This window comes from Bradyrhizobium sp., assembly GCF_036735945.1.
Classification (GTDB): domain Bacteria; phylum Pseudomonadota; class Alphaproteobacteria; order Rhizobiales; family Xanthobacteraceae; genus Bradyrhizobium.
Genome location: NZ_DAINNI010000002.1, coordinates 112,092 through 139,060, shown reverse-complemented (window position 1 = coordinate 139,060; position 26,969 = coordinate 112,092). Strand labels below are relative to the sequence as shown.

General features: G+C 62.0%; 24 protein-coding genes and 1 pseudogene. 14 read left to right on the top strand and 11 right to left on the bottom strand.

Annotation, left to right across the window (positions count from 1 at the left end; all coding sequences use genetic code 11):
* Positions 1 to 47: 47 nt before the first annotated feature.
* Complete coding sequence (locus V7E26_RS01555; protein ID WP_324412728.1) at positions 48 to 1,172, bottom strand: DUF2336 domain-containing protein; 1,125 nt, start codon at positions 1,170 to 1,172, stop codon at positions 48 to 50.
* A 237-nt stretch (positions 1,173 to 1,409) separates the two neighbouring features.
* Here V7E26_RS01555 and V7E26_RS01550 point away from each other — a divergent pair, with 237 nt between their 5' ends.
* Entirely contained in the window at positions 1,410 to 3,179 is a 1,770-nt protein-coding gene (locus tag V7E26_RS01550; RefSeq protein WP_324412726.1) for an NAD(P)-binding domain-containing protein, read from the top strand.
* 143 nt (positions 3,180 to 3,322) lie between these two features.
* Here V7E26_RS01550 and V7E26_RS01545 read toward each other — a convergent pair whose 3' ends face one another.
* From V7E26_RS01545 to V7E26_RS01525, 5 genes are all read right to left on the bottom strand, one after another.
* Positions 3,323 to 4,621: a T6SS phospholipase effector Tle1-like catalytic domain-containing protein gene (locus V7E26_RS01545; RefSeq protein ID WP_324412724.1), complete on the bottom strand. Its 1,299-nt coding sequence runs from the start codon at positions 4,619 to 4,621 to the stop codon at positions 3,323 to 3,325.
* A 172-nt stretch (positions 4,622 to 4,793) separates the two neighbouring features.
* Positions 4,794 to 5,024, bottom strand: coding sequence for a hypothetical protein (locus V7E26_RS01540; RefSeq protein ID WP_324412722.1), 231 nt, complete (start codon positions 5,022 to 5,024; stop codon positions 4,794 to 4,796).
* A gap of 111 nt (positions 5,025 to 5,135) precedes the next feature.
* Positions 5,136 to 6,371: a hypothetical protein gene (locus V7E26_RS01535; RefSeq protein ID WP_324412720.1), complete on the bottom strand. Its 1,236-nt coding sequence runs from the start codon at positions 6,369 to 6,371 to the stop codon at positions 5,136 to 5,138.
* A 57-nt stretch (positions 6,372 to 6,428) separates the two neighbouring features.
* The gene (locus tag V7E26_RS01530) at positions 6,429 to 6,905 is read right to left on the bottom strand and encodes a hypothetical protein (protein WP_324412718.1); all 477 of its coding nucleotides are present in this window, start codon (positions 6,903 to 6,905) and stop codon (positions 6,429 to 6,431) included.
* On the bottom strand, positions 6,895 to 8,724 hold the full coding sequence (locus V7E26_RS01525; RefSeq protein ID WP_324412716.1) for a Z1 domain-containing protein: 1,830 nt from the start codon (positions 8,722 to 8,724) through the stop codon (positions 6,895 to 6,897). The genes V7E26_RS01530 and V7E26_RS01525 overlap by 11 nt, the downstream gene beginning before the upstream one ends.
* Positions 8,725 to 9,074: 350 nt before the next feature.
* Here V7E26_RS01525 and V7E26_RS01520 point away from each other — a divergent pair, with 350 nt between their 5' ends.
* Together V7E26_RS01520 and V7E26_RS01515 are read left to right on the top strand one after the other, a co-directional pair.
* Positions 9,075 to 9,311 carry a DUF1902 domain-containing protein gene (locus V7E26_RS01520; protein ID WP_324412714.1) on the top strand — a complete coding sequence of 79 codons (237 nt, stop codon included), beginning with the start codon at positions 9,075 to 9,077 and terminating at the stop codon, positions 9,309 to 9,311.
* Positions 9,312 to 9,510, top strand: a pseudogene (locus V7E26_RS01515) (type II toxin-antitoxin system HicA family toxin).
* Positions 9,511 to 9,654: 144 nt separating this feature from the next.
* Here the strand turns inward: V7E26_RS01515 and rpmB are convergent.
* Positions 9,655 to 9,963, bottom strand: coding sequence for a 50S ribosomal protein L28 (gene rpmB / locus V7E26_RS01510; RefSeq protein ID WP_057860560.1), 309 nt, complete (start codon positions 9,961 to 9,963; stop codon positions 9,655 to 9,657).
* Positions 9,964 to 10,342: 379 nt separating this feature from the next.
* Here rpmB and V7E26_RS01505 point away from each other — a divergent pair, with 379 nt between their 5' ends.
* The 8 genes from V7E26_RS01505 (at position 10,343) to plsY (ending at position 19,181) form a co-directional block, all read left to right on the top strand.
* Positions 10,343 to 11,209, top strand: a complete 867-nt coding sequence (locus V7E26_RS01505; RefSeq protein WP_442893337.1) for a DUF3108 domain-containing protein — start codon at positions 10,343 to 10,345, stop codon at positions 11,207 to 11,209.
* A 581-nt stretch (positions 11,210 to 11,790) separates the two neighbouring features.
* Positions 11,791 to 15,243, top strand: a complete 3,453-nt coding sequence (locus V7E26_RS01500) for a helicase-related protein (protein ID WP_324412707.1) — start codon at positions 11,791 to 11,793, stop codon at positions 15,241 to 15,243.
* 13 nt (positions 15,244 to 15,256) lie between these two features.
* The gene (locus V7E26_RS01495; RefSeq protein ID WP_324412705.1) at positions 15,257 to 15,526 is read left to right on the top strand and encodes an RNA-binding S4 domain-containing protein; all 270 of its coding nucleotides are present in this window, start codon (positions 15,257 to 15,259) and stop codon (positions 15,524 to 15,526) included.
* Positions 15,527 to 15,651: 125 nt separating this feature from the next.
* Positions 15,652 to 15,990 (top strand): ferredoxin FdxA, encoded by a 339-nt coding sequence (gene fdxA, locus V7E26_RS01490; RefSeq protein WP_324412703.1) that lies wholly within the window; start codon positions 15,652 to 15,654, stop codon positions 15,988 to 15,990.
* A gap of 420 nt (positions 15,991 to 16,410) precedes the next feature.
* Positions 16,411 to 17,205: a CarD family transcriptional regulator gene (locus V7E26_RS01485; protein ID WP_324412701.1), complete on the top strand. Its 795-nt coding sequence runs from the start codon at positions 16,411 to 16,413 to the stop codon at positions 17,203 to 17,205.
* Positions 17,206 to 17,688: 483 nt separating this feature from the next.
* Positions 17,689 to 18,084 carry a hypothetical protein gene (locus V7E26_RS01480; protein WP_324412699.1) on the top strand — a complete coding sequence of 132 codons (396 nt, stop codon included), beginning with the start codon at positions 17,689 to 17,691 and terminating at the stop codon, positions 18,082 to 18,084.
* Positions 18,085 to 18,111: 27 nt separating this feature from the next.
* Positions 18,112 to 18,372 (top strand): hypothetical protein, encoded by a 261-nt coding sequence (locus V7E26_RS01475; protein ID WP_324412698.1) that lies wholly within the window; start codon positions 18,112 to 18,114, stop codon positions 18,370 to 18,372.
* A 122-nt stretch (positions 18,373 to 18,494) separates the two neighbouring features.
* Positions 18,495 to 19,181 (top strand): glycerol-3-phosphate 1-O-acyltransferase PlsY, encoded by a 687-nt coding sequence (gene plsY / locus V7E26_RS01470; RefSeq protein ID WP_324412696.1) that lies wholly within the window; start codon positions 18,495 to 18,497, stop codon positions 19,179 to 19,181.
* A 39-nt stretch (positions 19,182 to 19,220) separates the two neighbouring features.
* On the opposite strand, the gene V7E26_RS01465 is transcribed toward plsY, so the two are convergent.
* On the bottom strand, positions 19,221 to 20,822 hold the full coding sequence (locus V7E26_RS01465) for a winged helix-turn-helix domain-containing protein (RefSeq protein ID WP_324412693.1): 1,602 nt from the start codon (positions 20,820 to 20,822) through the stop codon (positions 19,221 to 19,223).
* Positions 20,823 to 20,967: 145 nt separating this feature from the next.
* Here V7E26_RS01465 and V7E26_RS01460 point away from each other — a divergent pair, with 145 nt between their 5' ends.
* Positions 20,968 to 21,936 (top strand): MBL fold metallo-hydrolase, encoded by a 969-nt coding sequence (locus V7E26_RS01460; RefSeq protein ID WP_324412691.1) that lies wholly within the window; start codon positions 20,968 to 20,970, stop codon positions 21,934 to 21,936.
* Between the two features lie 189 nt (positions 21,937 to 22,125).
* On the opposite strand, the gene V7E26_RS01455 is transcribed toward V7E26_RS01460, so the two are convergent.
* Both V7E26_RS01455 and V7E26_RS01450 read right to left on the bottom strand, forming a co-directional pair.
* Positions 22,126 to 23,676, bottom strand: coding sequence for a M48 family metalloprotease (locus V7E26_RS01455; RefSeq protein ID WP_324412689.1), 1,551 nt, complete (start codon positions 23,674 to 23,676; stop codon positions 22,126 to 22,128).
* A gap of 41 nt (positions 23,677 to 23,717) precedes the next feature.
* Positions 23,718 to 24,503, bottom strand: a complete 786-nt coding sequence (locus V7E26_RS01450) for a thermonuclease family protein (protein WP_324412687.1) — start codon at positions 24,501 to 24,503, stop codon at positions 23,718 to 23,720.
* 85 nt (positions 24,504 to 24,588) lie between these two features.
* Between V7E26_RS01450 and V7E26_RS01445 the strand changes: the two genes are divergently transcribed.
* Both V7E26_RS01445 and V7E26_RS01440 read left to right on the top strand, forming a co-directional pair.
* Positions 24,589 to 25,002: a VOC family protein gene (locus tag V7E26_RS01445; protein ID WP_324412685.1), complete on the top strand. Its 414-nt coding sequence runs from the start codon at positions 24,589 to 24,591 to the stop codon at positions 25,000 to 25,002.
* A gap of 57 nt (positions 25,003 to 25,059) precedes the next feature.
* Positions 25,060 to 26,349: a serine hydrolase domain-containing protein gene (locus V7E26_RS01440; RefSeq protein ID WP_324412683.1), complete on the top strand. Its 1,290-nt coding sequence runs from the start codon at positions 25,060 to 25,062 to the stop codon at positions 26,347 to 26,349.
* Between the two features lie 212 nt (positions 26,350 to 26,561).
* On the opposite strand, the gene V7E26_RS01435 is transcribed toward V7E26_RS01440, so the two are convergent.
* On the bottom strand, positions 26,562 to 26,861 hold the full coding sequence (locus V7E26_RS01435; RefSeq protein WP_324412681.1) for a hypothetical protein: 300 nt from the start codon (positions 26,859 to 26,861) through the stop codon (positions 26,562 to 26,564).
* Between the last annotated feature and the right edge of the window lie 108 nt (positions 26,862 to 26,969).

The window sequence follows — 26,969 nt, the reverse complement described above, 5'->3', positions numbered from 1 at the left end:
ACCTTCTCCCACAAGGGGGGAAGGGAAGTGAGCCCCACCCAAATTCCTCAATGCGTCTGCGGCTTGGCGTCGGCGGCGCGGACTTGCCAGAATTTCAGCAGGCGGCGGGCGTTTTCCAGCGTCAGCTTGGCGTATTGCTCCTTCGCCTTGGCCAACTCGTGGCGGCCCATCGAGCCGGAGGCGAAGCGGGCCTCGAGCACGGCTGTGACGGTTTCCCAGCCAAGGCCGGCGACGCGGCAGGGGATCAGCACGCCGTCGTCGCGCAGGCTCTGCATGACCGGGCGGATCACCTCGACGCTGGAGCCGGACAATTCGGCGAGCGCCGCGACCGTCTCGGCATATTTTCGCTCTTTTGCAAACGCCAGCAGCGCCATCTCGGTCAGCTTGCCGTGCTTGGCGAGCGAGGCGACGAAGCGGCGGGCGGCGGTGAAATCGCGGGTGCGCGACATTTCGCGGTCGGCGCCGCTCGCCGCGGTGGCGATCGCTGTCCTGATTTCCTCGAACATATGCGGCGGCGCGCGCGACAGCAGCCGCTGGCGCACGGCCTCGGTGGCGGTCTTCAATAATTGCTGGCGCTGGTCGGCGGGCAGGTCGACGCGGACGCCGGTCTCGACGGCCAGATGGGGATCGGTCTCGGCCTGCTTCAGCACGATGGCATAGCCTGACGCCGACATCCGCGCGCCGGGATTGGTGACGAGCCGCAGGCTGACGGAGGGATAGTGCCGCTTCAAGAGCGCATCGGTGACGATTTCGGTCAGCCACCAGCGCCCGGAGATCGCGAGCAGATGCTGCTCGCCCTTGGTCTCGGCGAGTTCGACCAGATCCTCCGGCGACAGCCGCGCCGATTCGGTCAGCACCGGGCGCGCGATCGTGATCTCGTCATTGCCGGCGAGGCGCTTGACCACGGACGGCGGCGCCTGCTTGACGGAGGCAAGCTGGGTGGAGGTTTCGGCCAGCGCAATGCGCGCGGCGACGTCGGCCAGCGCGCGCAGCTCGATGGTCTTGATCAGCCGCTCCAGCACGTCGCCGAACAGCTCGATCTGTTCGCCGGAATAGCTTTCGGCGGCCAGCAGAAACAGGTCGGTGACCTGCTTCAGCGTGTCCAAATGTTTCGTGGTCGAGCCGGCCTTGATGGCCGCTTCGACCTCATCAGCGATCGATCGTTCCAGCATCGCTCGTCCTGAGCGGTTGAAGCCAGTTCTGGCAGCAGAGCGATCAGGATAGGGAGCAGTGCTGAACGTTGCGTAAACCATTGGGGTCGCGCGGCGGCGGGAATACGGCCGAAACGGTACAAGAGGAGGGGTGAGCGTCCCGCGCATGCCGCCCTGCGGGGGTGCGGCCGCAGTTGTGCTGATGCAAAAGCTGCGGTCTGATTGATGATAAGACCAAGAATTCGGGGAAATGCCGCCATGCTGGACCGGCCGGGCCTGCTGCCTGAGGAAATCGACCGTGAAACTACGGAGCGCTGGCTTGCCGCATTCGGCGCGGCGCTGGCGAGGCGGTCGGCGGCGGAATTGTCGCGGCTTTTCCTCTCCGACAGCCATTGGCGCAATCTGTTCGGCATCTCCTGGCATTTCGCGACCTTCAGCGGCAATGCGACCGTCGTCGCCGAACTCCTCACCCGTTCGGAGCAGGCGCGCGCCGGTAAATTCCGCCTCGACACGGCACGGCTGGCGCCGCGCGCTTCTGTGGTTGGCGGTCGCGACGTCGTCGAGGCGATCTTCACGTTCGAGTGCGTGAACGGCCCGGGCTATGGTGCGATCCGCCTTGCGCGCGACGCCGATGGCGAGATGCGTGCATGGACGATCTCGACCTCGCTTGATTTCGATGCCATCTGCGCCGCGCGCGAGGCTGATGCCGCGACGTCGCATGTCAGGGATTTCGCCGGGCCGGATTGGCTCGAGGAGCGGCATGCTTCCGCGATCTATGACATCAGCGATCCCGACGTGCTCATCATCGGCGGCGGCCACGCCGGCATCTCGGTGGCGGTCGAGCTTCGGCGTATCGGTCTGACCGCGCTGGTTGTCGACCGCATGGCGCGCGTCGGCGATAACTGGCGGCTGCGCTATCGCGGGCTGAAGCTGCACAACAAGACGCCGGTCAATCATTTGCGCTATCTGCCGTTCCCGCCGACCTTTCCGGAATACATCCCGAAGGACAGAATCGCGAACTGGCTGGAAAGCTATGTCGACATCATGGAAGTCGATTTCTGGACGCGCACGAATTTCGAGGGCGCCGACTATGACGAGGCGTCGCAGCGCTGGACCGCGCGGCTGACGCGCGAGGGCGTGGGCCGCACGCTGCGCCCGAAGCACATCGTGCTCGCGACCAGCGTCAGCGGCACACCGAATATTCCAGACATCGCCGGCATCGAGAATTTTGGGGGTGAGGTGCTGCACTCCAGCCGCTTCAGGGCGGGCAAGGAATGGAAGGGCCGCCCGGTCGTCGTGTTCGGCACCGGCACCAGTTCGCACGACATCTGCCAGGAGCTGCAGGCCGCCGGCGCCGACGTCACCATGGTGCAGCGCAGCCCGACCATGGTCGTCAATGTCGAACCGGCGCAGCTTTACGACAAGACCTATCTCGGCGACGGCCCGCCCATTGCGTCCAGGGACATCCTCAATTCCGGCGTGCCGCTGCCGGTGATGAAGATGGCGCACAGGATCGTCACCGACGAGGTGAAACGGCTCGACGCTGTGCTGCTCGGGCGCTTGGAGGCTGCGGGCTTCCGGCTCGAATTCGGCGAGGACGGCACCGGCTGGCCGCTGAAATTCCGCACCCGCGGCGGCGGCTATTATTTCAACGTCGGCGCCTCCGAGCTGATCGCCGACGGCAAGATAAAACTGATGCAGGCGTCTGATATCGAGGGCTACGCCGCTGACGGCATCCGGATGCGCGACGGCTCTACGCACAAGGCTGAGCTGTTTGTGCTCGCCACCGGCTACAAGGGGCCCGATCATCTCCTGGCGCAATTGTTCGGCGAGCAAGTCGCGCGCCGCGTCGGCCGCGTCTGGGGATTCGATGAGGCCACGCAGGAGCTGCGCAACATGTGGACGCGCACACCGCAAGCGGGCCTCTGGTTCACCGGCGGCGCGTTCTCGCAGGCGAGAATCTACAGCCGCTACATCGCGCTGCAGATCGATGCGATCGAGGCGGGAAGGCTGGCGAAGGCGGGGTGACGCGTTCATCCTTCTCCCCTTGTGGGAGAAGGTGGCGCGAAGCGCCGGATGAGGGGTTCTTTCCGCGGAGACAGACCCCTCATCCGTCTCGCTGGCGCTCCGCGCCGGCGATCCACCTTCTCCCACAAGGGGAGAAGGGAAGGTCATTCCTCCGTGGCCGCATCCTCCGGGTCATCCGCGCTCGCATGCGCCGGCGGCACCGGCATCGGGGACTTCTCGAACTGCTTCGGCAGGTTCACCGGGCGGTAGCTCGGCAGCGCTTCCATGCGCTGCAGGACGGACTCGTGAATGACAGCGCCGTCCGGAATGAAGCGCGGCTCGGCGTCCGGGATGTAGTAGCCGAAATGCGTTTGTCGCGCCGGCCATTCCCTGTAGTTCGCGCTCTTGGGCAGATATTCGAGCAGCCACCACGCGCCCTTCAGCGAGGTGTGGAGATCGCCACGGATATCCGGCGCGACATAGGAGAACGGGCTGCCCTTGCGCTGGATGCCCCAGGCGAGTTGGTTGACGGTGGCCTGGTTGACCTTGAGCCCGCTCAGCATCGCCTGCTCGATCATCCAGAGCAGCGGATATTTGGAAAGCCCGCTTTGCTTTTCCGGATAGCCGCCGCCGATATCGGCATGCACGCCGGCGAACCACACCTGCTTGATGTCCTGAGGCGTATCCTTCACGTCGTTGAAGCGGACCGGCTTGTAGGTCTGCGGGTCGTCCCACTTCTTCAGCCGGAACATGCAGCGCCGCTCGTCCATCGAGATCGCCTGGCGGAAGATCTCGACGCTCGGGTTGACCAGCGTGAAGGCGAGCTCCTCCAGGCTCGGCCAATAGAAGCGATCGGCCCGCGGCACGATCACGCTCGCGACCGTATCCCAGACGCCGACGAAGCGGATGGTAGGCCAGCGCGTCGAGGTGATGCGCGCGAATTGCGCGGCATTGTCGAACGCGCTCTGCGGCAGCGCGGCTTCATCGGCGGCGACATCGACAGCCGACCTGATCTTCGCCCGCAGCTTCGGCGCTTCGTCGGAGGAGAACTGCTTGTAGGCGATCAGGCCGCTTCCCGCGAGATTGACCTGCTCGGGCGAGATCAGGCCCACTTTATGAATGAGCCCCGCCAGCACCCGCACGGTATAGGCGCCGCGGGAAAAGCCGAACAGGTAGATCGCGTCGCCCGCCTGGTAATGGTGGACCAGGAAGGAGTAGGCCGCGAGCACGTTGTCATCGAGCCCATAGCCGGTGGCGAGCCCCAGGATGGCGTTGAAATCCTGCTTCAACCTGTGCCACGGGTCCGGCCGCGCCAGCGTGCCGACCCCCGGATCGTAATAGACAAACTGCCGCGGCTGCGTCTTCTCCGTCTTGCGCAGGCAGCGATAGAGCTTGAGCACATTGGAGATGTTCTGGGAGATCTCGTTGCCGGTGCCGTCGCAGCAGATGATGATGTTGCGCATGGTGACGCTCCGCGGGTGCTACCGGAGCGAGTATAGCGGAATTTTGCGGATTTTGGATGGCGGATGGTGCTTCGTCCACGACGCATCCGTTGCATAAGCGGCTTGGGTCAGGCCGCTTCGGTGACGGCGCGAATCTTCAGGTGCACGCCGGTTTCCTCCTGCAATGCGCCGATCACGCCGAGCAGGTTTTCGGCTGTGGATTGCCGTCCGGTCCGAGCATGCGCATCAGGCTCTTCGGCGAACGCCACAGCACCTCGCCGCGCCGCTCGAACCCGACCGTCGCATTGACATAGGCCCGCAGGGCCGCGCGGCCCTCCGCGATCTCGCCCTGAAGCAACGCCTGCACCGCCTCCTGAAACAGCACCCAGCGGAAAGCCGGCTCGCGCTCCACCCGCGCCCGCACGGTGTCACAAAATTCCGGGTCAGCGGCATGGCCTTATCCTTCAACTAAGTCCATTCATCGAGGGACCCTGAATCTACGAAATGACTGGCATGCGAGGCCAAGCTCTACTCTTTAAGCTTTCGAAAACGACAAAATAACCTCTCGTCGCATTCGTCCACCCAACGCTTCCGGTGCATTGCGAATTGTTGGGGGAGGGAGATATCGACGGTTGGCAGGAAGGGTCCGAGCCCGTCTATTATCGCTGCAAAGCCCTGAGCGCTCTGCAACAGCGGATACGATCTTCGCATTAGGAATGAATGTACCTCGAACGGTATTCTCGCCAACCACGTATACGGCCTTGCCGCCCGGCGAAAGCACACGTGCGGCCTCCCTAACAGCCTTGTGCATGTCGTCAATGTAGTGAGCCAGTACGGCCGCGTTACGGTTCGAGAGCCTCGGCTTGAGTTTCAAATCAGCAATAATCTCGCGGATGTCCTCATTTTCGAGAGCATTCTTATCGCCGCACTCTGTGCCTACACTCTCCGTCCGTATGCCCCCCAACTCCTCAACGGAATAACCCATCCATACCAACGAAAACTTGCTGCAGCGCATGTAGTCGATGGCGTTCAAGTAGGGAGGGGAAGTCAAGACCAAGTCGACCGTGCCGCTACGGATGAACAATTTTCGAGCATCGCCAAGCGAGACTGATGCTACTGGGCCCCGGTCCGCTTGGTCAGCGGAGATGCAATTCTTAAGAACATGCTGAACGGCGGCTAGAAATTTGTTGAATGGCTTGACAGGTGCTTGGTTGAAGACCTTGTGCGGTCGGCTATGCGACAAGTCCATTGCCAACGACGCGCCAGCCTGCTTTGTGATAATAAGACGCGAAAACGCACACCAGAGTGCATCTCTGGAATGGTCGTCTCGCACTCCATTGATTGCCCTCGAAAGGGATGCTAGCTGACGGCGTGCGTAGTTATCAAACCAATATCGAATAAATCGTCTTGTCTCTGGGTCAGCGCCGTCGGGGTAAGCTTCGCCGACATGGCGAGAAGTAAAGTCGGCTTTCGCGCGCTCAAGCACCTCCGTGGCTTTCCTTCGAACTTTATCTACGTCTAACGACCTTGTCCAAACGCGCGCAAGGAGAACAGCCAGCGGATCAATATCAATACCTATTGCGGTATGACCGCTCGCTCGCGCGACAGCGAGTACGGTTCCAGAGCCCATCATGGGATCAAGCACGCGAATCGGTAGCGACTCTGCTGCGAGTATATCGAGCGCAATGCCTGGCGCCATTCGGGCGGGAAATGGGTGGACCGGGTCACGTCCAAGTGCTTCGTGAATTGTCTTTTTATAGGTCTTGCTCATTGTCGGCGCCGCAACTTCATGAGTATTCTTGGCAGGTGGAATGGTCGATAGGGCAAGCTAAACAGCGGCAAGTCGCTCTCTAATGCGTGCCTTCAACGTCTGTGGAATGATACCAATTCCTCGTGCAACTTTGTTTGGTAGTTCTCCGCGATTTCCGGCAACCTCATATTGATTGCGAGGCGGCCGCGAGATACTCACCCAAGCATTCTCACTTTCCTCAAAGCTAACGATTGTATGGAGATCTGCAAAAGATACAGTCACCAGACCATCAGTTCCGCAAACGAACACTACGAACGAGTCCGGAAACTTGTGTTCGAGGTCAAGAAGGTCTGCGGCTTGCTCGATTGTAAATGTGAATCGCCAGGGTGACATCCTCTTTGAGGAGTGCTTCATGTAGACTCCGATCCTGCCGTTCACGACGAAGGCGTTCATCCTGCCCTCGCGAACAAATGGTCGAAACGAAGTCGAATAGTCGGTCTCTACGATCAAGCGTCGAAGTACGGCGCCCTGATAGAATTCGTAATCATCCAGCATTTTTCACGTTCTTTACGAAGCTGATGCTGCCGTTAAATTTGTAGATCACGCGTGCCTTCTTCTCGTCGTTGAAGAAAATCTTGAAGTGGTGTGCAGCATTAGGAAACTCACGACGAACTTGCCCGAACAGCCCCTTTGTGCGCTCGATCTTGACCTTATCAGCGTCCTTCATCTTCTCGATCGTGCTGGAAGGGTGGATGGCTATCGAATCCGGCGCACTTGGCAGCATGCGCTGGACATACTGAATCAAATAGTCTGGCAGAGCGTCGTTGCCTATCTTGCCTTGCAGTGCCTTGAGGGCAGCTAGCGCATCATCGTTCTTGTGGATCGTCTGCTCAACATCATCGGAATAGTCAAAGATCGGGAAGGACATTTCTCCCTTGTCTAGCAGTACGTTTGCCTTGTCGATGCTGCTCGATGCCACTGCGGCAATGCGTTGGTCCGCCAACCACACCGGCGATCCCTTCTTTGTCTTGATGGCCTCGAGCGCAAGTTTGTGGAAGACGAAACAGCGCTGCCAGTCTAGATAGAGTTGTTCGGGGATCGTTAGTTCAAAGTGAGGGAGGTGTTTTCTTCTGGACCCAAACATGCGAGCGCGCTGAATATAGGTGTCTTGCTGTATTTTATGTTTGGAATCGCGCGTAAAAAACATCGAAAGAAGGTTGTCGAAAGTGACGCCGCGGGAGACGATGTTGCCTCCGATTACGAACGTGAACATAGCTGCGGGTGAAGTCGCCGACTTAAAGTCAACGTTCTTGTCCCGTTCGCTGTTCATAATAATTGTCGTGGTCTGGTCGCAATTTCTTACGATATAGCCGAGGATGCGGCCCGCTTGATCGGTGCCATATAGCTTGGCAGCAATCTTGTCGAGTTCGTGCGTGTAAGTCTCAAATTTCTTGGAATGAACGTCGGATAGAGCGTTCATTACATCATCAATCGGTTTCTTGTCTGACTTGTGATCAAGCTTTTTCCCGCTGGTATGGATGAGCATTGAGAAGTTTTCGTCAGCGCCAGTAGAGAGATTTATCGCGGCGACGCGAATAAGAAATCGAAAGATCGCTTCGCGTAGGTACTTTGGGCTATCATCCGTGTCTGGCAGCGTTTGCAATGAGAAGCTGACTTCGGTGTCGAGTGGGAAAAATACATCCTGGCCGGTGTAGGCTTCGTGGGGTGGAAAATTGACCCATTTCTCGTTGTCGTTGTCGAACGTATTATTTAAGTCCAATCGCGCTGGCGTCGCAGTGACGCCAATGTAGATGCCATCATGATTGATCAATTGTTTGATTAGCGCATTGATGCGCGTCACGTCGCCCTTGTTGATCAGCGCATTGGGTGTGGCAAAGTCTGCTTCATCGTCGATAATGATTTTCTCTTTAACTCTTTCAAGCTTTTGGTTCAGTTTAGTTAGGTCACTGGCGTTCTTCTTGCAGAAGATGATGTGAAATCCGGTTGAGAGAGAGTAATCTGGGTCAATAACATCGGAAAAATTTCGAGCCGCTGGTGAGAGGTTTGAACGCTGAAACCGATCGAGGTTTTGTTGAAGTAGCTGCACACTGTCATTCAGCAAGTGGACGATGACGCGATATCCGTCATCGAGGAGCTTGGCTGTCAGACAAATCATCATCTCGGTCTTCCCGCTCTGCGGTTCGCCGTAGATGACAAAAGAGGTTGTTCCTGCGTTCAAAGTCTCGCATGCGCTCGTCACTGCGGCTTCAATACAAGACGTTTGTTTGCCGAGTTTACGAATGCGATTGAGTTGGCCCTGATAACGGTCGCGTTTGGCCGCGATTTCTCTCAGGTCGTTGATATTGACGGCCAACGATTTCTCCTGGTTGAATCATCTGTCGGCTCGATCATAGCGGGTATCCGCTTTGCATCAAGGGGAAGGGAAGTAGGCAAATATGCGCATGTTGATGGACAATTGAAGGACTCGGCCGCTTCAAACTTTGATCCACCGATTTTAGTTTTCGCTTCAACTCGCCTTCTTCACGGAGGCGGGCTTGCCGACCTTCTGCACGATCGGGTCGGCGCGTTTTGAGCATGTTGGTCGCACGTTGCGGCGGCTTTCCGCACTGCGTCAAGTGCCTCTCGCAGATGGCCACGGCTTGCTATATATCCCATGGTGGGCACGCTCCGGCGTGGTCCCTGCGAGATTGAGGCAGAGCCGATATGTCGAAGCCGGTCATTTTCACGATTTCTGCAAGCTGGGACGACGAAGCCTCGGTGTGGACCGGGCATTGCGACGACATCCCGGCTGCCGCCGATGCGCCCACGCTTGACGAGTTGCTGGCGAAGATATCGGCGATGGCGCTGGACCTGTTGCCGGACAATCATCCCGATATCGATCCGTCGTCGCTGTTTCTTCAGATCACCGCGCTGCGCGAAGCCGAGCCTGCCGTAGCCTGAATGGCTCCTCAGTTCGATAAGCCATTGCGCGATGTGCTGCGCGCCCGCGGGTTGCATGCTGGTTTGGCAGGGCAAGGGCAGCCACGAAATCTGGCATAGCCCGATCACCAAGCGGAATTTTCCGGTGCCGGTGGGCATTCCGAGCCGCCACACCGCAAATGCCATTCTGCGTCAGGCGGGGTTGCCGAAGGCGTTCTGAACCCATTGAGAGAAGCGAAATCGCGGATCGCCGGGACAAGTCCGGCCATGACGGTGAGACTGCGTGCTCTCGCGCCAAAACAAAAACGGCCGGGTCTTTCGACCCGGCCGTTTCAAACTTCGATCCGCCGATTTGAGCTTGCGCTTAGCTCGCCTTCTTCACGGGGGCGGGCTTGCCGACCTTCTTCTCGATCGCGCGCTTCAGGTCGAGGGCGCGGGGGGAGAGGACGTCGGCCTTGGCCTTCAGCAGGTAGGCATCGAGGCCGCCATTGTGGTCGACGCTCTTCAGCGCGTTGGTCGAGACGCGCAGGCGCACGTTGCGGCCGAGCGCGTCCGAGATGAAGGTGACGTTGGTCAGGTTCGGCAGGAAGCGCCGCTTGGTCTTGATGTTCGAGTGGCTCACCTTGTGGCCCACTTGGGGGCCCTTGGCCGTCAGTTCGCAGCGCCGGGACATTGTCAAAATCCTCTTCCATCCCCGCCAAAAGCCAAGCGTCTCACGCGGCCAGCGCGCGGGGGTCCAAAATCGCGTCCATTTCCAGGAACCGCGGGTGTATAGGGGGAGATGGCCGCGAGGTCAAGGTTGTGCGGCCGGCAAAGTATCCGGTAACGGCTGGTTTACCAGGGGTTCCAGCCACTTAAGCCATCATATAAAGGGCGCAATCCGCGCCGACACCATGGCTTTCGAACAAGTGCCGGCTGTGGCCGCCCGCCTGATGCGCGGGCAAGCCCTCGGAGGCCGGGTTTATGCGTGATTGTCGCGAAACACGCGTTGTTTGCCGGATATTTTGGCCTAAATGAACACCAGCACGCGCCGACCCCGGGACTTCTCATTCGTGACCACGCCTCACGCCGTCTCTCCCTCTGCCGTTGTCTCAAGGCTGGCGCTCGTCTTTGGCCTGTTCGCCCCGGCGTGGCTTTCGCTCAGCCCCCAGGCGGCCTCCGCGCAGGGGCGGCTGGAGGCGCAATATGAGGCGACGCTGGCCGGCATTCCGGTCGGCAGGGGCGCCTGGACCATCGAAATCGGCGACGACAGCTTTGCCGCCTCCGCCCAGGGCGGCACCGCGGGGCTGCTGAAGGCTTTTTCGGGTGGCTCGGGCTCCGGCTCCAGCCAGGGCCGCGTCGTCAACGGCGCGCTGGTGGCGAACGCCTATACCGCGACCACCACCACCCAGAAGAAATCCGAGACCATCCGGCTGTCGCTAGCCGGCGGCAATGTGAGGGAATTTTCGATCGACCCGGTTCCGCCGGTCGATCCCGGCCGCATCCCCGTGCTGGACGCCCACCGCAAGGGCGTGTTCGATCCCATGACGGGCTCGATGCTGCGGGTGGCAGGCAATGGCGAGCTGCTGTCGCCGGATTCCTGCCGCACGGGCGCGGGGATCTTCGACGGCCGCCTGCGCTACGACCTCAAGCTCGACTACAAGCGCATCGAAATGGTGCGGGCCGAGCGCGGCTATCACGGGCCGGCGCTGGTCTGCGCCATCTATTTCACCCCGGTCGCCGGCTACATCCCCGACCGGCCGGTCATCAAATACCTCGCCACCGAACGCCGCATCGAAATCGCCTTCGTGCCGATCGCGGGAACCCGGATTTTGGTGCCGTTCCGGATGTCGATCCCGACCCCGCTGGGGCTGGCGATGCTGGAGGCGACGTCGTTCGTGACGAGTGCAGCCCCGCCGCGGGTGGCCAAGACGAATTGAAGCCAAGGTTGGCACTCGCCGTCGTCCCTGCGAACGCAAGGGACCCACACGCCGCGGCCGTGCCGATTAAGGGAATTCGGAGTTGCCGGCCGGCGCCAACCCGTGAACGCCTGTGGTTATGGGTCCCTGCGTTCGCAGGGACGACGGGGAGAGAGGGCATTCGCCGCCGCGGCCAATCTCGCTGCAACCACCATGAATCATGTTGACTCCTCGCCACTTCTGATTCGACTCAGGTCATTAAGAAATCAAGCCCGAAACCGCCGCTTGTGGAGCCCTTGTAAACTTGATCTAGTGTGGCCCTGTGCGCTTCAGCGCGAGATGTTGCGGTGAACGTATCGGGTTTCGGTAGGAGTCAGCGATTCGGACGCGATTCGTTCCAGACTCGTTCCAGAGATTAAGCCGCGACCGCATCGCCGTCGCAAAGTGAAACAGAATTGGCGGAATTGACGCCGGACGACCAGATATCATCCATCATTGCGCGCGAAGCGAAGCCGTCCATGCGCTGGATGGATTGCGTCGTCGTTCATTCCCCGCAATGACGGACAGGCGGCGGCACTCGAAACAAGAAACACCTGCACAGAATGGCTTTCTCACCTTCCTCGTTCGCAACCGAACGCGCACCCGGCGCGGGCGTTACCGCCGTGCTCGGGCCGACCAATACCGGCAAGACGCATCTCGCCATCGAGCGCATGCTGGCGCATTCCTCCGGCGTGATCGGCCTGCCGCTGCGGCTGCTCGCGCGCGAGGTCTACAACAAGATCGTGGACCGCTCCGGCGTCGAGAGCGTCGCGCTCGTCACCGGCGAGGAGAAGATCAAGCCGAAGTCGCCGCGCTACTGGGTCTCGACCGTCGAGGCGATGCCGCGTGACCTCGACGTCTCGTTCCTCGCCGTCGATGAAATCCAGATCGCGGCCGATCTGGAGCGCGGGCATGTCTTCACCGACCGTATCCTGCATCGCCGCGGCCGCGACGAGACGCTGCTCCTGGGCGCTGCGACCATGCGCCCGATCATCGAGCGCTTGCTGCCCGGTGCTTCCATCATCACGCGGCCCAGGCTGTCGCAGCTCGAATTCGCCGGCGACCGCAAGATCACGCGGCAGCCCAGGCGTACCGCGATCGTCGCGTTCTCGGCCGACGAAGTCTACGCGATCGCCGAATTGATCCGCCGCCAGCATGGGGGCGCGGCCGTGGTGCTGGGATCGCTGTCACCGCGCACAAGAAACGCACAAGTCGCGATGTTTCAGAACGGCGACGTCGATTATCTCGTCGCGACCGACGCGGTCGGCATGGGGCTGAACCTCGACGTCGATCACGTCGCCTTTGCTTCCGACCGCAAATACGACGGCTATCAGTTCAGACGGCTGACGCCGGCCGAGTTCGCGCAGATCGCGGGCCGCGCCGGGCGCGCCACGCGCAACGGCACTTTTGGTACGACGGGACGCTGCGCGCCGTTCGAGCCGGAACTGGTGAACGCGCTGCAGAACCACACCTTCGACAGCGTCAAGATGCTGCAGTGGCGGAATTCGAAGCTGGATTTCTCCTCGCTCGGCAGCCTGCAGGTCTCGCTGGCGCTGCCGCCGGGGCACGAGGTCCTGACCCGCGCGCCGATCGCCGAGGACCAGCGCGTGCTCGACCACGCCGCCCGGGACGGCGAGGTGAGGGACATGGCCCACGGCAAGGCCGCCGTGGAGCGGCTGTGGGATGCCTGCGCGATTCCCGACTACCGCAAGATCGCCCCGGCAGCTCATGCCGAACTCGTGACCACGCTTTATGCATTCCTCATGAAAAAGGGACGCATACCTGACGCATGGTTTGCCGCCCAGGTCGACCAGGCCGACCGCGTCACCGGCGACATCGACACGCTGTCGGGCCGGATCGCGCAAATCCGCACCTGGACCTTCGTCGCCAACCGCCCGGACTGGCTGTCCGATCCCGACCACTGGCAGGGAATGACGCGGGAGATTGAAAATAAATTATCCGATGCGCTGCATGAACGCCTTACGGAGCGTTTCGTTGACCGGCGGACCAGTGTATTGATGCGCCGCCTGCGGGAGAACTCAGTTTTGAATACGGAAATTGGCAAGACCGGCGAAGTGATTGTTGAGGGCCATACGATCGGCCGGCTCGATGGATTTACCTTTGCGCCAGACGCGGCGGAGGCGGGCTCGGATGCGAAGGCGCTGCAGGCCGCGGCCCAGCAGGTGCTGGCCAGCGAGATCGACGCGCGCGCCGGCAAACTTGCCGCAGCGCCCGACGATCAGCTCGTGCTGACCTCCGACGGCACCATCCGCTGGACCGGCGATGCCGTGGCAAAGCTGGTCTCCGCGGAAGACGCGCTGCATCCGCGCATCCGCATCATTGCCGATGATCGGCTGACGGGCGCGCCGCGCGAGGCCGTGCAGACGCGGCTCGATCTCTGGCTGAAGACGCATATCGAAAAGCTGCTGGGCCCGCTGTTCGGCCTGTCGAAGGCCGAGGACATCACCGGCATCGGCCGCGGCATCGCGTTCCAGCTCGTCGAGGCGCTCGGCGTTCTGGAGCGCGCGAAGATATCGGCCGAGATGAAGGATCTCGACCAGACCTCGCGCGCGACGCTGCGCAAGTACGGCGTGCGCTTCGGCGCCTATCACATCTATTTCCCGGCGCTCTTGAAACCCGCGGCGCGTGCGCTGGCGTCGCTGCTATGGGCCGAGAAGCAGGACAATGTCGACATGTCCGCGCTGTCGGGCGCGCAGCACCTGGCGAGTTCGGGCCGCACCTCGTTCCCGGTCGACAAGGCATTGCCGCGCGATGCCTATCGTGTGCTCGGCTATCGCCAGTGCGGCGAGCGTGCGGTGCGCGTCGATATTCTCGAGCGCCTCGCCGATCTCATCCGCCCCGCGCTGGCGTGGCGCGAGAGCTCGCCGGGCGAGAAGCCGGCCGGCGCGTTCGACGGTCGCGGCTTCGTGGTGACGCAGGCGATGACCTCGCTGACCGGATCGGCCGGCGAGGATTTTGCCTCGGTGCTGCGCGCGCTCGGATATCGCATGGATCGCCGCCCGCCATTGCCGCCGAAGCCGGTGGAAGTGGTGGAGACGGTTGCTGCCGAGACACCGCCGGTGGCGGCGACTGCGGAAGCAGCAGCCGAAACGCCGGTCGAAGCGACAGCCGAAACACCGGCGGAAGAAATCGCCGCCGAGGCGCCCGTCGCGAGCGAGCCTGTTTCCTCGGCATCGCTGCTGCCGGATGTGACGCCGCTCGCGCAGGCGACGGAGGAGCCCGCGCCGGTCGAGACCACGCCGGCGGAAGCCGCGATCGCGGATGCGCCACCGGAACAGCAGCCGATGGAAGCGGTCAGCGCCGCTGAAGCTGCCGCCGAGCCCGCAACCGCAAGCGAGGCGCCCGCCGAAGAAGCCGCGCCTGCCGAAGCCGTTGCAGCGGAAGCCGTTGCAGCGGAAGCCAAGGCGGATGGCGAAGCAAAGGCTGAGACGCCGGCCGAGCCGCAGCTCGTCGAAGTCTGGCGGCCCGGTGGCCGTTCCGACGAGCGCCGTCCGCATCACGATCGCAACCGCCAGCGTCATCAGCGCGCGGGCGACGGCGCGCAGGCTGCCGAAGGCGAGGGTGCGCAACAACGCCATCGTCGCGGCCGCCGCAACGATTTCAGAAAGCCGCGCGAGGGCGCACCGACGGAAGCTGCAGCGGCGCCTGCCGCCGAGGGCGCAGCGCCGGCGGAAGCGCAGGAAACGCGTCACGACCGTCCGCCGCGCGAGCGCTTCGAAGGCAAGGGCCGCGACCGCGAGGAGCGCCGCGACAAATTCGATCGCAACAAGGGCGACCGCAAGGGTGGTGGTCGCGACAAGGGCGATCGCGAACGCGGCGGCCGCGAGTTCGGCGGACGCGACAAGGGCGGCCGCGACAAGCGCGAGTCCGGTCCTTCGCATCGCCAGTGGGCGACCAGCGCAAATCCGCGCGAGCGTGATCGCGCGGCCGATCCGAATTCGCCGTTCGCAAAACTCGCGGCGCTGAAGGAGCAACTCGCCGGCCGCAAGGAATAATCGAGAGGGCTGATTGGAGCGGCAGCGTCTCGACAAATGGCTGTGGCACGCGCGGGTGGTGAAGGCCCGCACCTCGGCTGCTGATCTCGTCGAGAAAGGTCACGTCCGCATCAACGGCGTGCGCGAGAAGGCGCCGGGGCATGCGGTGAAGGTCGGAGATGTCCTCACCGTCGGACTCGATCGTGGTGTGCGCGTCCTCAAGGTGCTGGCGTTCTCGGAGCGGCGCGGCGATGCGACGGCTGCGCGCGTGCTCTATGACGAGCTGCACAGTGGCAAGGAGTAAATGGCCGTAAACGACCGGCGGGGCCGCCTGAAAAACGGCGGCCGGGGGCTTGCTGCTTCCCTTGCGGCAGCGCACCGCATGCGCTACGCAAACCCCGGAAAACTGAGCCTTGTTCGGAGCGCTGGATGACTTACGTCGTCACTGAAGCCTGCATCAAATGCAAATATACCGACTGCGTTGAGGTCTGCCCCGTCGACTGCTTCTACGAGGGCGAGAACATGCTGGTCATCCATCCCGACGAATGCATCGACTGCGGCGTCTGCGAACCCGAGTGCCCCGCCGACGCCATCAAGCCCGACACCGAGCCGGGCCTGGAGAAGTGGCTCGAGGTCAACACCGAGTACGCAAAGACCTGGCCCAACATCACGCAGAAGAAGGAAGCGCCGGCGGACGCGAAAGAATTCGATGGTGTCGCGGGCAAATTCGAGAAATATTTTTCCAAGGAGCCCGGATCGGGCGACTGAGCCTGTGGATAAATTATCGGTTCGTTGAGCCTGTTTTCGGCCCCAATCTGAGCCGAACCGGCCTGTTTGATTTAACCCTGTTAGCCGACTTATGGCGGAACCGGCCCGTAAGGTCCCGGAACCGGCCGTAAATCATTGATTTTTGCGGAAAATGTGCTATATTGGGCACATTCTTAGCCGATCCGGCCATTGCGTATCATGTGGCCCCGATGGGTTCCGTAAAAACATCGAACAGGGGCGTGGCAGTTCCGCGCGCAGGCTGTGTCACAGAAAACGCGTAAAAAGAGTGCTTCCAAGAACGTTAAAGTTAAAAAAGCCGCTCCGGCCAGCCGCAGCGCAACCAAGGGCCGTGCCAAGGCGCCCGTAAAGGACGCCAGGAAGGTTTCGGCTGCAAAGTCCTCCAAGAACAAAAGAAGCGCAATGCCAGAAAAGACTGCCAAGACCGCCGCGAAAGCGACGGGTTCGAAGACTGCCCCGAAAGTTGCTGCCAAGGCTCCCGTAAAGACCCCTGTGAAGGCTGCTGCTCCGAAGGCTGCCGTTGCGCCGAAGGCCCCCGCTCACAAGCCGGCGCCCGCGGCTGCCGCGCCGCGCGTCGAAGAGCCCAAGAAGGTCGTGACCCAGCGTCAGGGCTTCAAGGCCAATGAATTCGTGGTCTATCCGGCTCACGGCGTCGGCCAGATCCTGGCCATCGAGGAGCAGGAGATCGCGGGCGCCAAGCTCGAGCTGTTCGTGATCAATTTCATGAAGGACAAGATGACGCTGCGCGTGCCGACCGCCAAGGTCGCCAATGTCGGCATGCGCAAGCTGTCCGAGCCGGCGCTGGTCAAGAAGGCGCTGGAGACGCTGAAGGGCCGTGCGCGCGTCAAGCGGACCATGTGGTCGCGCCGGGCGCAGGAATACGAAGCGAAGATCAATTCGGGCGACATCGTCGCGATCGCCGAAGTGGTCCGCGACCTCTATCGTTCGGAATCGCAGCCCGAGCAGTCCTACTCGGAACGCCAGCTCTATGAAGCGGCGCTCGACCGTCTGTCGCGCGAAATCGCCGTGGTCCAGCATTCGACCGAGACCGAGGCGGTCAAGGAAATCGAAGCCCAGCTCGCCAAGAGCCCGCGCCGTGGCGCCAAGACTGAGGCGACCGAGGCGGACGGCGAAACCGACGAGGCGGATGTCGAGGCCGATGGCGACGACGCGGCCGTGGCGGACGAAGCCGCCTGAAAGAATCCCAAGGACTAAAACGAAAAGCCCGCTCGAAAGATCGGGCTTTTTGTTTGCGCTCATATTGTTTGCTTATGCGCGCGACGATAAGGCTGCGGTTCCCGGCGGCTGTCAGGGCATGGCCGTGATCGACCGCAACAGGAGAACCACGCTCGTCACCAGCGTGCAGCAACTGCTCGACAGGATGAAGAGAAGAAAGTTTTCCATGCGGCGCCTCCCATGCGTCAGGAAGTGACGCTCGAACTGGCTATTCGGTTCCGGCGCTGTTCTGTTCCGGCCAAGAGTGGGGAAGAAGTCTCCGACGAAAATTCGCGAGCCTTCCCGAAATCGCAAGGCGCCGGGAACTCTCGGCAAGCGGCATGGAACCTGACCTCGGGTTCCAGTTCCATTTTCTTAGCGCGGAATGGACCAGTTTTCGACCTCTTGTAACCCGAATCGAGGGAGATGCTCCGCGCCACATCCATCTACCGCAAGGGGGATTCGATGAAAGGCCAGTACGTCTTCTTCGCCGTTCTGATGGCAGCGCTGTCGGCGGCGCTGCTTCCGATCAACGCACCGGCTGCGCAGATCAAGGAGTGCCGCGCCAGTGTGCCCGCCAGGGCGCAAGGACAGTGGTCATGGCGGCTGATCGAGGGCCGCAAATGCTGGTACGCCGGCAAGGCCGTGATCGCGAAATCGGCGCTGCGCTGGCCCGTCACGACGCCCGTGCAAGCCAAGGCCCCGGTAGTGGCGCCCGCCGTGCAAGTCTGGGCCCCTGAACCGACAACCGTCGGCGTCGTCACGGAGAAGCGCAGCGATCCCATGAATGCGCAGGCGCAGATGACCGATGATGCCGACAGTTTCGAATCGCGCTGGCAGGCGCGCGCCCGCGGGCTTTAGCCGGAGAACCATTCTCCCCGTCCGGCGTTGATCGCGCTGGGCGGCTTGCGCGGAACCAGGCTTCCGGAAGGGAACTTCTGGCGTGCTGATGCGTTGATGCGCATGACCTATGAGAACCGAACCACACCGCCGCGCTCTCGCGAGGAGCGAGCCGCGCTGATGGAAAAACGCCGCGAGGACGCCGAGAAGGCCCTCGACGAGCGCAAGAAGGCCGACGACGCCTTCCGCGCCAATTACGAGCGTCTCAAAGCCGAGCGTCTCGCCCGCGAGGCGGCCGGCGATTCGTGATGGGGCGCGACGATTCGAAATCCGTCATCCGGTTCTTCAAGCGCCTTTCCCCATGACACGTTCTCTGATCCAGTGACGCTAGCGGCCACGGTTCGCTTGGCAGCATGCGTCGGGGTGGGCACATGGTTTTCTGGATGGTGGCTGCCGCTGGATTGGCGATCGCCTACCTGTTCGGCGCGACGCCGACGGGCTTTCTGGCGGGAAGGCTGCTCAGGGGCATCGATATCAGGGAGCATGGCTCCAGATCCACCGGTGCAACGAACGTATTGCGCACCCTGGGAAAATGGCCTGCCCTGGGCGTGCTCCTGATCGATGTGCTGAAGGGCATGGCGGCGGTCGTCTTTGCCCGCTGGTTTTACGCCTCGCTCCATGCGTGGCCATTCATTGCGCCACCGGCGGCGCTCGATCTGCAATCCCTTATGCCGTGGGCTGTGTGCCTCTCTGGATTGGCCGCGCTGCTGGGGCATGGCCGTTCCATCTGGTTGAATTTTACAGGCGGCAAATCCGCCGCGACCGGGCTCGGTGTGCTGCTGGCAATGTCCTGGCCGGTAGGTCTGGGCGCCGCAGCGGTCTTTGGCGTTGCGCTGGCCGTCTCGCGGGTTGTCTCGCTGAGCTCGATGCTGGCGGCGCTGGCCGCGATCGCCCTCGTCCTGATCCTGGAGCAGCCCTTGCCCTACTGCCTGCTGGTGATCGCCGGCGGCATCTACGTCATCGTGCGGCATCGCGCCAACATTCAGCGGCTCCTCGCCGGAACAGAGCCGCGCCTCGGGCAAAGCAGCCCGGAAGCGAAAGCGGCGCCGCAAGTCTAGGGCAGGGACTCATCGTGATTAATGCGCAAAGCAGAGACGTTACCGCTCTGGTATCCCGGCCGCGCGCATTCCCTCACACAATTGCCCGAGCCTCGCCATCCAGGCTGGATTATCAAACCGGAAGACATTGGCGCGGTATCGACGGATGGTGAAGCTGCGATCAAGCGCCAAGCCCGCCTTTGCACTGGACCGTGCCTCGTTCAGGTCTCCCATCATCCCCAGCACACCGGCGAAATGAAAGTGAGAGAGCGCGTGATTGGGATTGGCTTCGATGCTTCGGCGCAGCCAGCCAATTGCTTCAAGGTCCGCTTTGGTCATCAACTTGGCCATTCCGACAAACATGAACCAAAGAAAGGCACGCGTGTCGCGCGGGGACACTCGCAGCGCATCTTGAACGTGCCCCTCGACCTCCTCGCTACGCTCCAGCACATACTTTCCAAGCCCGATGAACCCGTGCGCATCGGCTAGATTCCGATCCAGCCTCAAGGCTTGGTGGCATTCGGCGATCCCGTTGGCAGCTCGTTCTGTTCGAATGTGAACTGCCCCAAGGAGCATGTGGGCTCTGGGATGATTCGGCGCGCGCAGCAACGCGCAATTGAGCGCGTTCTCTGCGGCCTTGAAATGCACCGAACCGTCGTCGGTCACAAAGGATGAACCGATCGATACATCGACCTGAGCCGCGGCAACTGCCGCTTCGATGTTGTCGGGATCAAGCGCCACAGCGCGCTCGAAGAAGTCCCTTGCCCGTGCCAGGAACGCGGGCGTCACGCCCTTGTTCAGGAAAGCCTTGCCCTGAAGGAATAAATCCATGGCGTCCGGTCGGAGCACCCGTTCCGCGCGTCTTGCCTCGGCCTTGATGAGTTCAGCGTTCAGCGTATTTGCGAGTCGGGATACGATTTCATCTTGCATATCCAGCAGATCGGCAGCCGACTTGTCGAATCGCTCGGCCCACACTTGAGTTCTGGTCTGCGTGTCGGTCAACTGGACGTTTAGGCGAAAGCGGTTGTCGCCGCGTTGCACCGACCCCTCCAGCACGTACCGGACACTCAGTTCACGGCCGATCTCCCTCACGTCTACCGCCTTTCCCTTGAAGGTGAATGCGGTGTTGCGGCCGATGACGAAGGCGCCAGCGATGCGTGACAGGTCCGTCGTAAGACTGTCGGTCACGCCATCAGCGAAATACTCTTGCTCAGGATCATCGCCGAGATTTGCGAACGGTAGAACGACGATAGACAGACGCGGTATCGCAGATGGAGGCGGCGGTTCTGGAGGGGCAGGGGGCTCGAGTGCCACCGCGATCGAACGGCCGGGCCCGCAAATCTGACTTTCGCTGATTGCCAGCATGTAGCCGCGGCGCGGCACGGTCCTTAAGGCGGATCGGTCGACATATCCCAAAGCACGCCTGACGTCGCCTACGGCATGGACGAGAGAGTCTTCCGTGACCTCACAGTCCGGCCAGACCTCATCCATGATCTCGTCTTTGCTGATCAAACGTCCGGCTCGCGTGGCGAGAAGCCGAAGTAACAACCAGGCTCGAGGGCGCAAGGGAACAATGTCGCCGCGCCCGTCGATCAGCAGTTCACGGCCGAGGTCAATGGTTCGCTCGCCGAGAACGATTGAATGCTGCAGTGACTCGAGCAAGGTCGCCTCTTACAGGTCCCTTCCGAAAATTTCGGGATACTTTCAGGACGCAAGGTCAATTGTACCGCATCATGATGCGGCTTGGGATAGCGAGAGTTCCGGGCAGCCGTTCACCCAAACTGTAGCGAGCGAAAGGCACGCATCCATGATCCGCCTGGTCTTCTTCGCAGCGTCAAGTCGTTCAGTTTTCAGCATTTTTGGAATCGCCCTGTTTGCTCTCATTTTCCCGATGGCCGCCCTGGGGCAAGACATCAAAATCACCCTCCTGGGTACAGGATGTCCTCCTGCGGTCATGAATCGGTTCGGGCCGAGCACCCTCGTCGAGGCGGGCGGGCAGAAGTTCATCTTTGATGCTGGCCGAGGCGCCCTCCAGCGGCTCAACCAGGTCAAGGTGCCCTGGCAGGGAATAGATGCCGTCTTTCTTACTCACCTGCACTCGGACCACGTGGTCGGCTTTCCGGACCTGTGGCTGACCGGTTGGCTTGTGGGGAGGCCAGGCCGGGATCGACCACTGCAGGTGCGGGGGCCAGCAGGGACCCAGCGCATGATGTCGTTCCTCGCGCAGGCATTCGAGTACGATATCCGAATTCGATTAGACGACGACCGAGCACCACCAAACGGCGTGGTCATCCTCGCCGAGGACATTACCGAGGGGGTCGTGTATGAGAACAGCGGCGTGAAGATCACCGCGTTCGAGGTAGACCACACGCCCGTAAAGCCTGCGTTCGGCTTTCGGATCGATTATTCCGGCCGGTCCGTTGTGCTCTCCGGAGACACGCGCATCTCTGAAAATCTCATTCGGCACTCACAGAACGTTGACCTGTTGATTCATAACGTTGTCTCGCCAGAGACATTCCAGCGCGTTGGAGTTCCGCCGGCGCAGACTGCAAACATCATCGCCCACCACACCACGCCGGAGCAGGCGGGTGAGGTGTTTGCTCGGACAAGGCCCAGGCTGGCGGTGTATTCACACGTTGTGTTGCCAAACGCCACCGAGCAAGATCTGATACCACCAACGCGGAAGACTTATTCGGGTCCCGTGGAACTTGGTGAAGACCTGATGGTCATCGAGGTCGGAGAGAAGGTCGAAATTCGAAGGCCCTCCAGGTCTTAAGCTAGTCTAAGCCGATCGAAGCCGGTTCACAGGCGCTTATCAGTTTGTCTTTGAACTCGATGCTCGTTGCCGCATGCGAATGCCACGCCCTATTCGCTCGTGCGTCCGCTGCTGGCCCGGGTTTATTTCGCGCGCGGCCTGGCGAGTGCATTCAGAGACGATCGGGCGCAGCCAGCAGCGGCCCCGGCCTCAATCCACCACGATCTTCACGCGATCGCGCGGCTTGACCTGGGCGTGCTGGTCGAGGCCGTTGAGGATGCGGAATCGGTCGGCCGGGCGGTCGACGCCGGTCATGCGGTGGGAGAGCGATTCCACGGTGTCGCCGGGCTGCGCGGTGATGATCTTGATGCGCAGCGGGCGCGCGGCCTGGATCTCTTCGAGCGTCAGGCGGCGGAATGAATTGACGGTCTCGCGCGCATTGCGCTCGCTCTCGGTGTTGCGCTGCTTGGCGGCGAAGATGAAACGGTAGACGTCGCTGCCGTAGCGCAGCGCAAAGACCTTGAACTGCCACTGGTCGCCGTTGGCGTTCGCCGCGGCCACCGGGAAGCCGTTGATCATGAGGTCTTCGGTCGAGCCCTTGTCGACGCCTTCCATCCAGCCCGAACTCAGGTAGTCCGACAGCGACTGTTCGGCCGGCACCCGCACCACGTCGAAGCGCATCGCCTGCGTGCCGCCCTCGCGCACGCCGATCACGGCCTGCGCGGTGTTGTCGAGCGTGAACGTCTCGGGCGCCTGGAAGGTGAAGCCGAGTTTCGGGTGCAGGAAGCGGCGGCCGCGCACAAAACCTTCGCTCGGGTCCTCGCCATAGACGATGTTGTCGATCGCGGCGAGGTAGGTCTCGCGGTCGCGCTCGCCGGACTGCGGCGAGCTATATTGCCGGGCGCTGGCCTGCGCGTTCTGCACGCGCTCGGGCGTTGCCGGATGCGAGGACAGGAAATCCTGCGCGCGGGGGTCGAGCGAGGCCGACTTGCCGGCCTTCAGCGCTGCATTGCGCTCCATCGAGGCCAGGAAACGCGACGCGCCATAGGGATCGAAATGGGCGCGGGCTGAAATCCCGACGCCGATACCGTCGGCCTCGAATTCCTGCTGTCGCGAGAAACTCGCCATCGTCAGCTTGGTCTTCGCCAGCGCCAGCGCAGTCAGATCCGGATCGTTGCTCATGTCGGTGACGACGCGCGTCACCACGGCCGCCTGCCGCGCCTGGTCTTCCCGGATCGAGGCGTGCTTGGCCAGCACATGCGCCATCTCGTGGCTGAGGACCGAGGACAGTTCCGAGGTGTCGCTGGCGAGCGCGACCAGCCCGCGCGTCACATAAAGCTGCCCGGTCGGCAGCGCGAAGGCGTTCACGGCGCCGGAATTGAGAATGGTGACCCGGTAGGCCTGGTCGGGCCGGTCGGACGCCGCCACCAGACGGTCGACCGTCTTGCCGATCAGGGTCGCGAGCCTCGGGTCGTCATAGGCGCCGCCATAGGAGGCCAGGATCCGCTCATGCTCGCGCTCGCTCGCCGGCGTCTGAGCCACCGTGCGGCTCGGCTTCGGCGTGGGCGCGGCCGGTGCGGCGGTCTCGATTTTTCCCAGATTCCCACAGGCGGAAAGCGCCAGCGCGGCGCACAGCAACGCCGGCGCGGCCAAGAGGCGGCAGCCCGTGTTTCCTTCGCGCCGTTCCGCACGTTGCGTCAAATCCGCCACCAAGATCGTGATCCGATCGAGACCAGTGATCTCATCCCTGTTATCGCGCATGATCCTAGTCGAAAACCGGTGCCCAGTCTTCGGATCAAACGCTATTTCCCGCCTAGCACCTCGATCTGCCCCACCCGGAACACCTCGATCCGTGGCCCTCCCCGCGACGTCACAACGCCGCGGACACGAATCCGTCGATTTTCGAATGACTTGGGTCCAAGACCGGCGCTCTCCAACGCCGGAATGATCCGCCTTGGAATAGTCGCAGCAAAGTCCCGTGTCCAGTTTCGACCGAAATTCAGATAGGTGATTGTCCCCGCCTGCCGAACGGACAGTACTCTACCCTCGACCACCGTAAACTGCCCAATCGCGGCCAGAATATCGCCCGGACTTTCCGTGTTTTTTATGGCCGCAGCGTCGGCCCAGATGCCCAATTTGGAGTCGCGCGCCGCATCTTCGGCGGTGGCCAGTGCCGCCGCGCAATTCTTGTCGGCGATATCGGGTGAAACCAGCGCCTCGCCGCGACGCAGCAACTCGCTTTGCACCGAATGTTCCGAGCCGGCAGCGAAGACGAAGGCCGGCTGCCGGCCGTAACGGTCCGGCGAATCGTCCTCGCCATGCAGAATCACGTCGCGGCCGGTGACGATGGCCGACAGGGCGGCTGTGGCGCTGGTCCTGTCGGTTCCAGCGCGCTCGATGCCGGCGAGGCGGATTTCGCGGCCGTCCTCGAGCCGAAAGCTGCGCGCATCGACGACGGTGGCAACGCGGCCCCCGCCCTGCGGTTCAAACGCGCAATCGGCAGCCTCAGCCCGGCCGAGGCACGCCAGTGCGAGGAGCGAGGCGGCGCAGGCCGGAAGCGAAGCGGAACCCCGCGATATCGGACGCATCATAACGCTGCTCGCTATCGTGCCGTTCCTGTATGCTTGATCAGCAATCACAATACTACCTTAGATTGCCACGCAGGGGGAGACAATGGAAGTCAACGGCATCGCCCATATTTTCCTCACCGCCTCGAATTTTGCGCGCTCGCGCGACTTCTATTCGAAGCTGCTGCCGTTTCTCGGCCTCAAGCCTGTGATCGAGACCGAGACCACCTACTACTGTGTCGGCGGCCGCACCGCCGTCGGCATCAGCGCGCCGTCGGCGGAGCACGAGGGCGCGGCGTTCGAGCAAAAGCGCGTCGGCCTGCATCACCTCTGCTTCCGCGCCCGCGAGCGCGCCGATGTCGACGAGTTGCACACCTTCCTGCAGACGCTGGGCGCAAAAATCATCCGCGCGCCGCGCGAGGATCTGTGGGCGCCGGGATATTATTCGATGCTGTTCGAGGACCCCGATGGCATCAGGCTCGAACTCAATCACGTACCAGGGAAGGGGCTGTTGGTGTAGTGTCACCACACCGCAAATCAATCAGGCAGATTTCCGACATTCCGTTGCGGAGGCAACATGAAGCATCACTCATGCTGGTTTGTGGTGTTACTTGCGCTCATTGCGGCCGGAGCGCCGTCGGCTGTCGCAGAGGAAGTGGCGAAGGCAGGGGATGCCAACCAGGCTGCTCTCGGGCCGGTATTCTCAAACACCGGCCCCGACGCCGAAATCTACGGCGCTGCTGCGGGGTTTCCGGCCGGCGATCGCACGACAGCCAGTCAGCCGCAGCACCTCGTCAGTACCTACACCCATTTCGGTGAGTTGTTTCCATCACGCCCGGTGCGACGCGCCGAGACGCCCTGGCCGTTCAAGCGAGCGGCCGAGCCCTCGATCTCCTACACGTTCCGATCGGAGAAGTTTGCGATCAAGGACTATCTCGACCGCAATCCGACCACGGGGCTGTTGATCGCAAGAGACGACACCATTCTCTATGAGCACTATCAATATGCGCGTAGTGATCGCGACCGTTTCCTCTCACAGTCCATGGCGAAGACGATCACGGCGATGCTGATCGGCATCGCTGTGTCCGAAGGAAAAATCAAATCGATCGACGATACCGTCTCGGCCTATGTGCCCGGCCTGGCGACGACGGAATACGGAAAGACCTCGATCCGCAGCCTGCTGCATATGTCATCAGGCGTCGCCTTTACGGAAAACTACGATGGCAATGACGACATCGCCCAGCTCTCACGCGATCTCTTCGTTGCACCTGGAAAGGACCCCATCGCCAGCGTCGCTCAATTCAACACGCGTATCGCCCCGCCCGGAACCAAATGGCATTACGCCAGCGTCGAGACGGAAGTCCTGGGTCTGGTGCTGCGCGCCGTCACCGGCGGGCCGGTCGCGGACTATCTCCACGACAGGATCTGGCAAGCGATCGGCGCAGAGGCCGACGCGTCGTGGGCGATCGACGGCACCGGACAGGAAATCACGTTCTGCTGCTTCAACGCGGTCTTGCGCGACTACGCGCGGCTCGGCCGTCTGCTCGCCCATGACGGCGCATGGGAAGGGCGTCAGCTGATTCCGCGGCAGTGGCTATTGGATGCCACGACGGTGCAGCCGGCCGATGCCTATCTCGCGCCCAAGACCGCCACGCCGTATTTCGGCTACGGATACCAGGTCTGGCTGCTTCCCGGTGAGGCGCGCCGGTTCGCGCTGCTGGGCATCCGGGGGCAAGCAATCCTGGTCGACCCCGCCTCCAAGCTCGTCATGGTGCACACCGCCGTTCGCCAGAAGCCGGCGGAGCCGGGCTCCTATGCGGAGACCCTCGCCCTGTGGTTCAGCGTGGTCGCGCAGCTCGGAAAATGATCGAACGCTACTGCGAAGCCGTCCCATGCATGAACTGCGGGCCTATGCGTCACCATCGGAGCCATGATGCGACCCGTCTATCCATGGACCAGGGCCCGAAATGTCAGCGCCGCCCTCCCCAGGGTTCTTGGCGTGCTTGCGGAAAGGCCAGGCGATGGCCATGCCTCCTGCGACGAGGAGGATGAGCGCGGCTGCGGCTATCCAATGTGAGATCACGATTCAATCCCGCCCGTCTGATCCTCGACGCGGATGGCGACGGTGTCCATCATGAAGTGCTGATCGAGCAGCTCGTCGACGAGCGCCAGGCATCGTCGCAAATTGCGCTTTCGTATCCGCGAAACACGGACATGTGTCGTTGCGCGGTCGGCGTCATCCATCGGCAGCGAGCCCAGCCCGGATCGCTCCAGCTCCAGGCTCAACGCTTCAGCGTAGTTTCGTATCTTGTGAATGTTCAGGAATTCCGGGTCGCCGCCGGCATTCAGATCGAAGCGAAGTGTTATCGATCGTGGCACGGACCGCTCCCACCAGGTTGCTTTCAGTCACTATAGCAACCTTGGCGGAAGAGCGCCATGCGAGTTGGATGTTCATGATGAATGGACGGTTGCCGCGTGGGTACATTT

Excerpts from the sequence above, each read along its gene's own strand:
- V7E26_RS01555 (WP_324412728.1), bottom strand. The coding sequence starts at position 1,172 with ATGCTGGAACGATCGATCGCTGATGAGGTCGAAGCGGCCATCAAGGCC.
- V7E26_RS01550 (WP_324412726.1), top strand. The coding sequence starts at position 1,410 with ATGCTGGACCGGCCGGGCCTGCTGCCTGAGGAAATCGACCGTGAAACT.
- V7E26_RS01545 (WP_324412724.1), bottom strand. The coding sequence starts at position 4,621 with ATGCGCAACATCATCATCTGCTGCGACGGCACCGGCAACGAGATCTCC.
- V7E26_RS01535 (WP_324412720.1), bottom strand. The coding sequence starts at position 6,371 with ATGAGCAAGACCTATAAAAAGACAATTCACGAAGCACTTGGACGTGAC.
- V7E26_RS01530 (WP_324412718.1), bottom strand. The coding sequence starts at position 6,905 with ATGCTGGATGATTACGAATTCTATCAGGGCGCCGTACTTCGACGCTTG.
- V7E26_RS01520 (WP_324412714.1), top strand. The coding sequence starts at position 9,075 with ATGTCGAAGCCGGTCATTTTCACGATTTCTGCAAGCTGGGACGACGAA.
- rpmB (WP_057860560.1), bottom strand. The coding sequence starts at position 9,963 with ATGTCCCGGCGCTGCGAACTGACGGCCAAGGGCCCCCAAGTGGGCCAC.
- V7E26_RS01500 (WP_324412707.1), top strand. The coding sequence starts at position 11,791 with ATGGCTTTCTCACCTTCCTCGTTCGCAACCGAACGCGCACCCGGCGCG.
- fdxA (WP_324412703.1), top strand. The coding sequence starts at position 15,652 with ATGACTTACGTCGTCACTGAAGCCTGCATCAAATGCAAATATACCGAC.
- V7E26_RS01485 (WP_324412701.1), top strand. The coding sequence starts at position 16,411 with ATGCCAGAAAAGACTGCCAAGACCGCCGCGAAAGCGACGGGTTCGAAG.
- V7E26_RS01480 (WP_324412699.1), top strand. The coding sequence starts at position 17,689 with ATGAAAGGCCAGTACGTCTTCTTCGCCGTTCTGATGGCAGCGCTGTCG.
- plsY (WP_324412696.1), top strand. The coding sequence starts at position 18,495 with ATGGTTTTCTGGATGGTGGCTGCCGCTGGATTGGCGATCGCCTACCTG.
- V7E26_RS01460 (WP_324412691.1), top strand. The coding sequence starts at position 20,968 with ATGATCCGCCTGGTCTTCTTCGCAGCGTCAAGTCGTTCAGTTTTCAGC.
- V7E26_RS01455 (WP_324412689.1), bottom strand. The coding sequence starts at position 23,676 with ATGCGCGATAACAGGGATGAGATCACTGGTCTCGATCGGATCACGATC.
- V7E26_RS01450 (WP_324412687.1), bottom strand. The coding sequence starts at position 24,503 with ATGCGTCCGATATCGCGGGGTTCCGCTTCGCTTCCGGCCTGCGCCGCC.
- V7E26_RS01445 (WP_324412685.1), top strand. The coding sequence starts at position 24,589 with ATGGAAGTCAACGGCATCGCCCATATTTTCCTCACCGCCTCGAATTTT.
- V7E26_RS01440 (WP_324412683.1), top strand. The coding sequence starts at position 25,060 with ATGAAGCATCACTCATGCTGGTTTGTGGTGTTACTTGCGCTCATTGCG.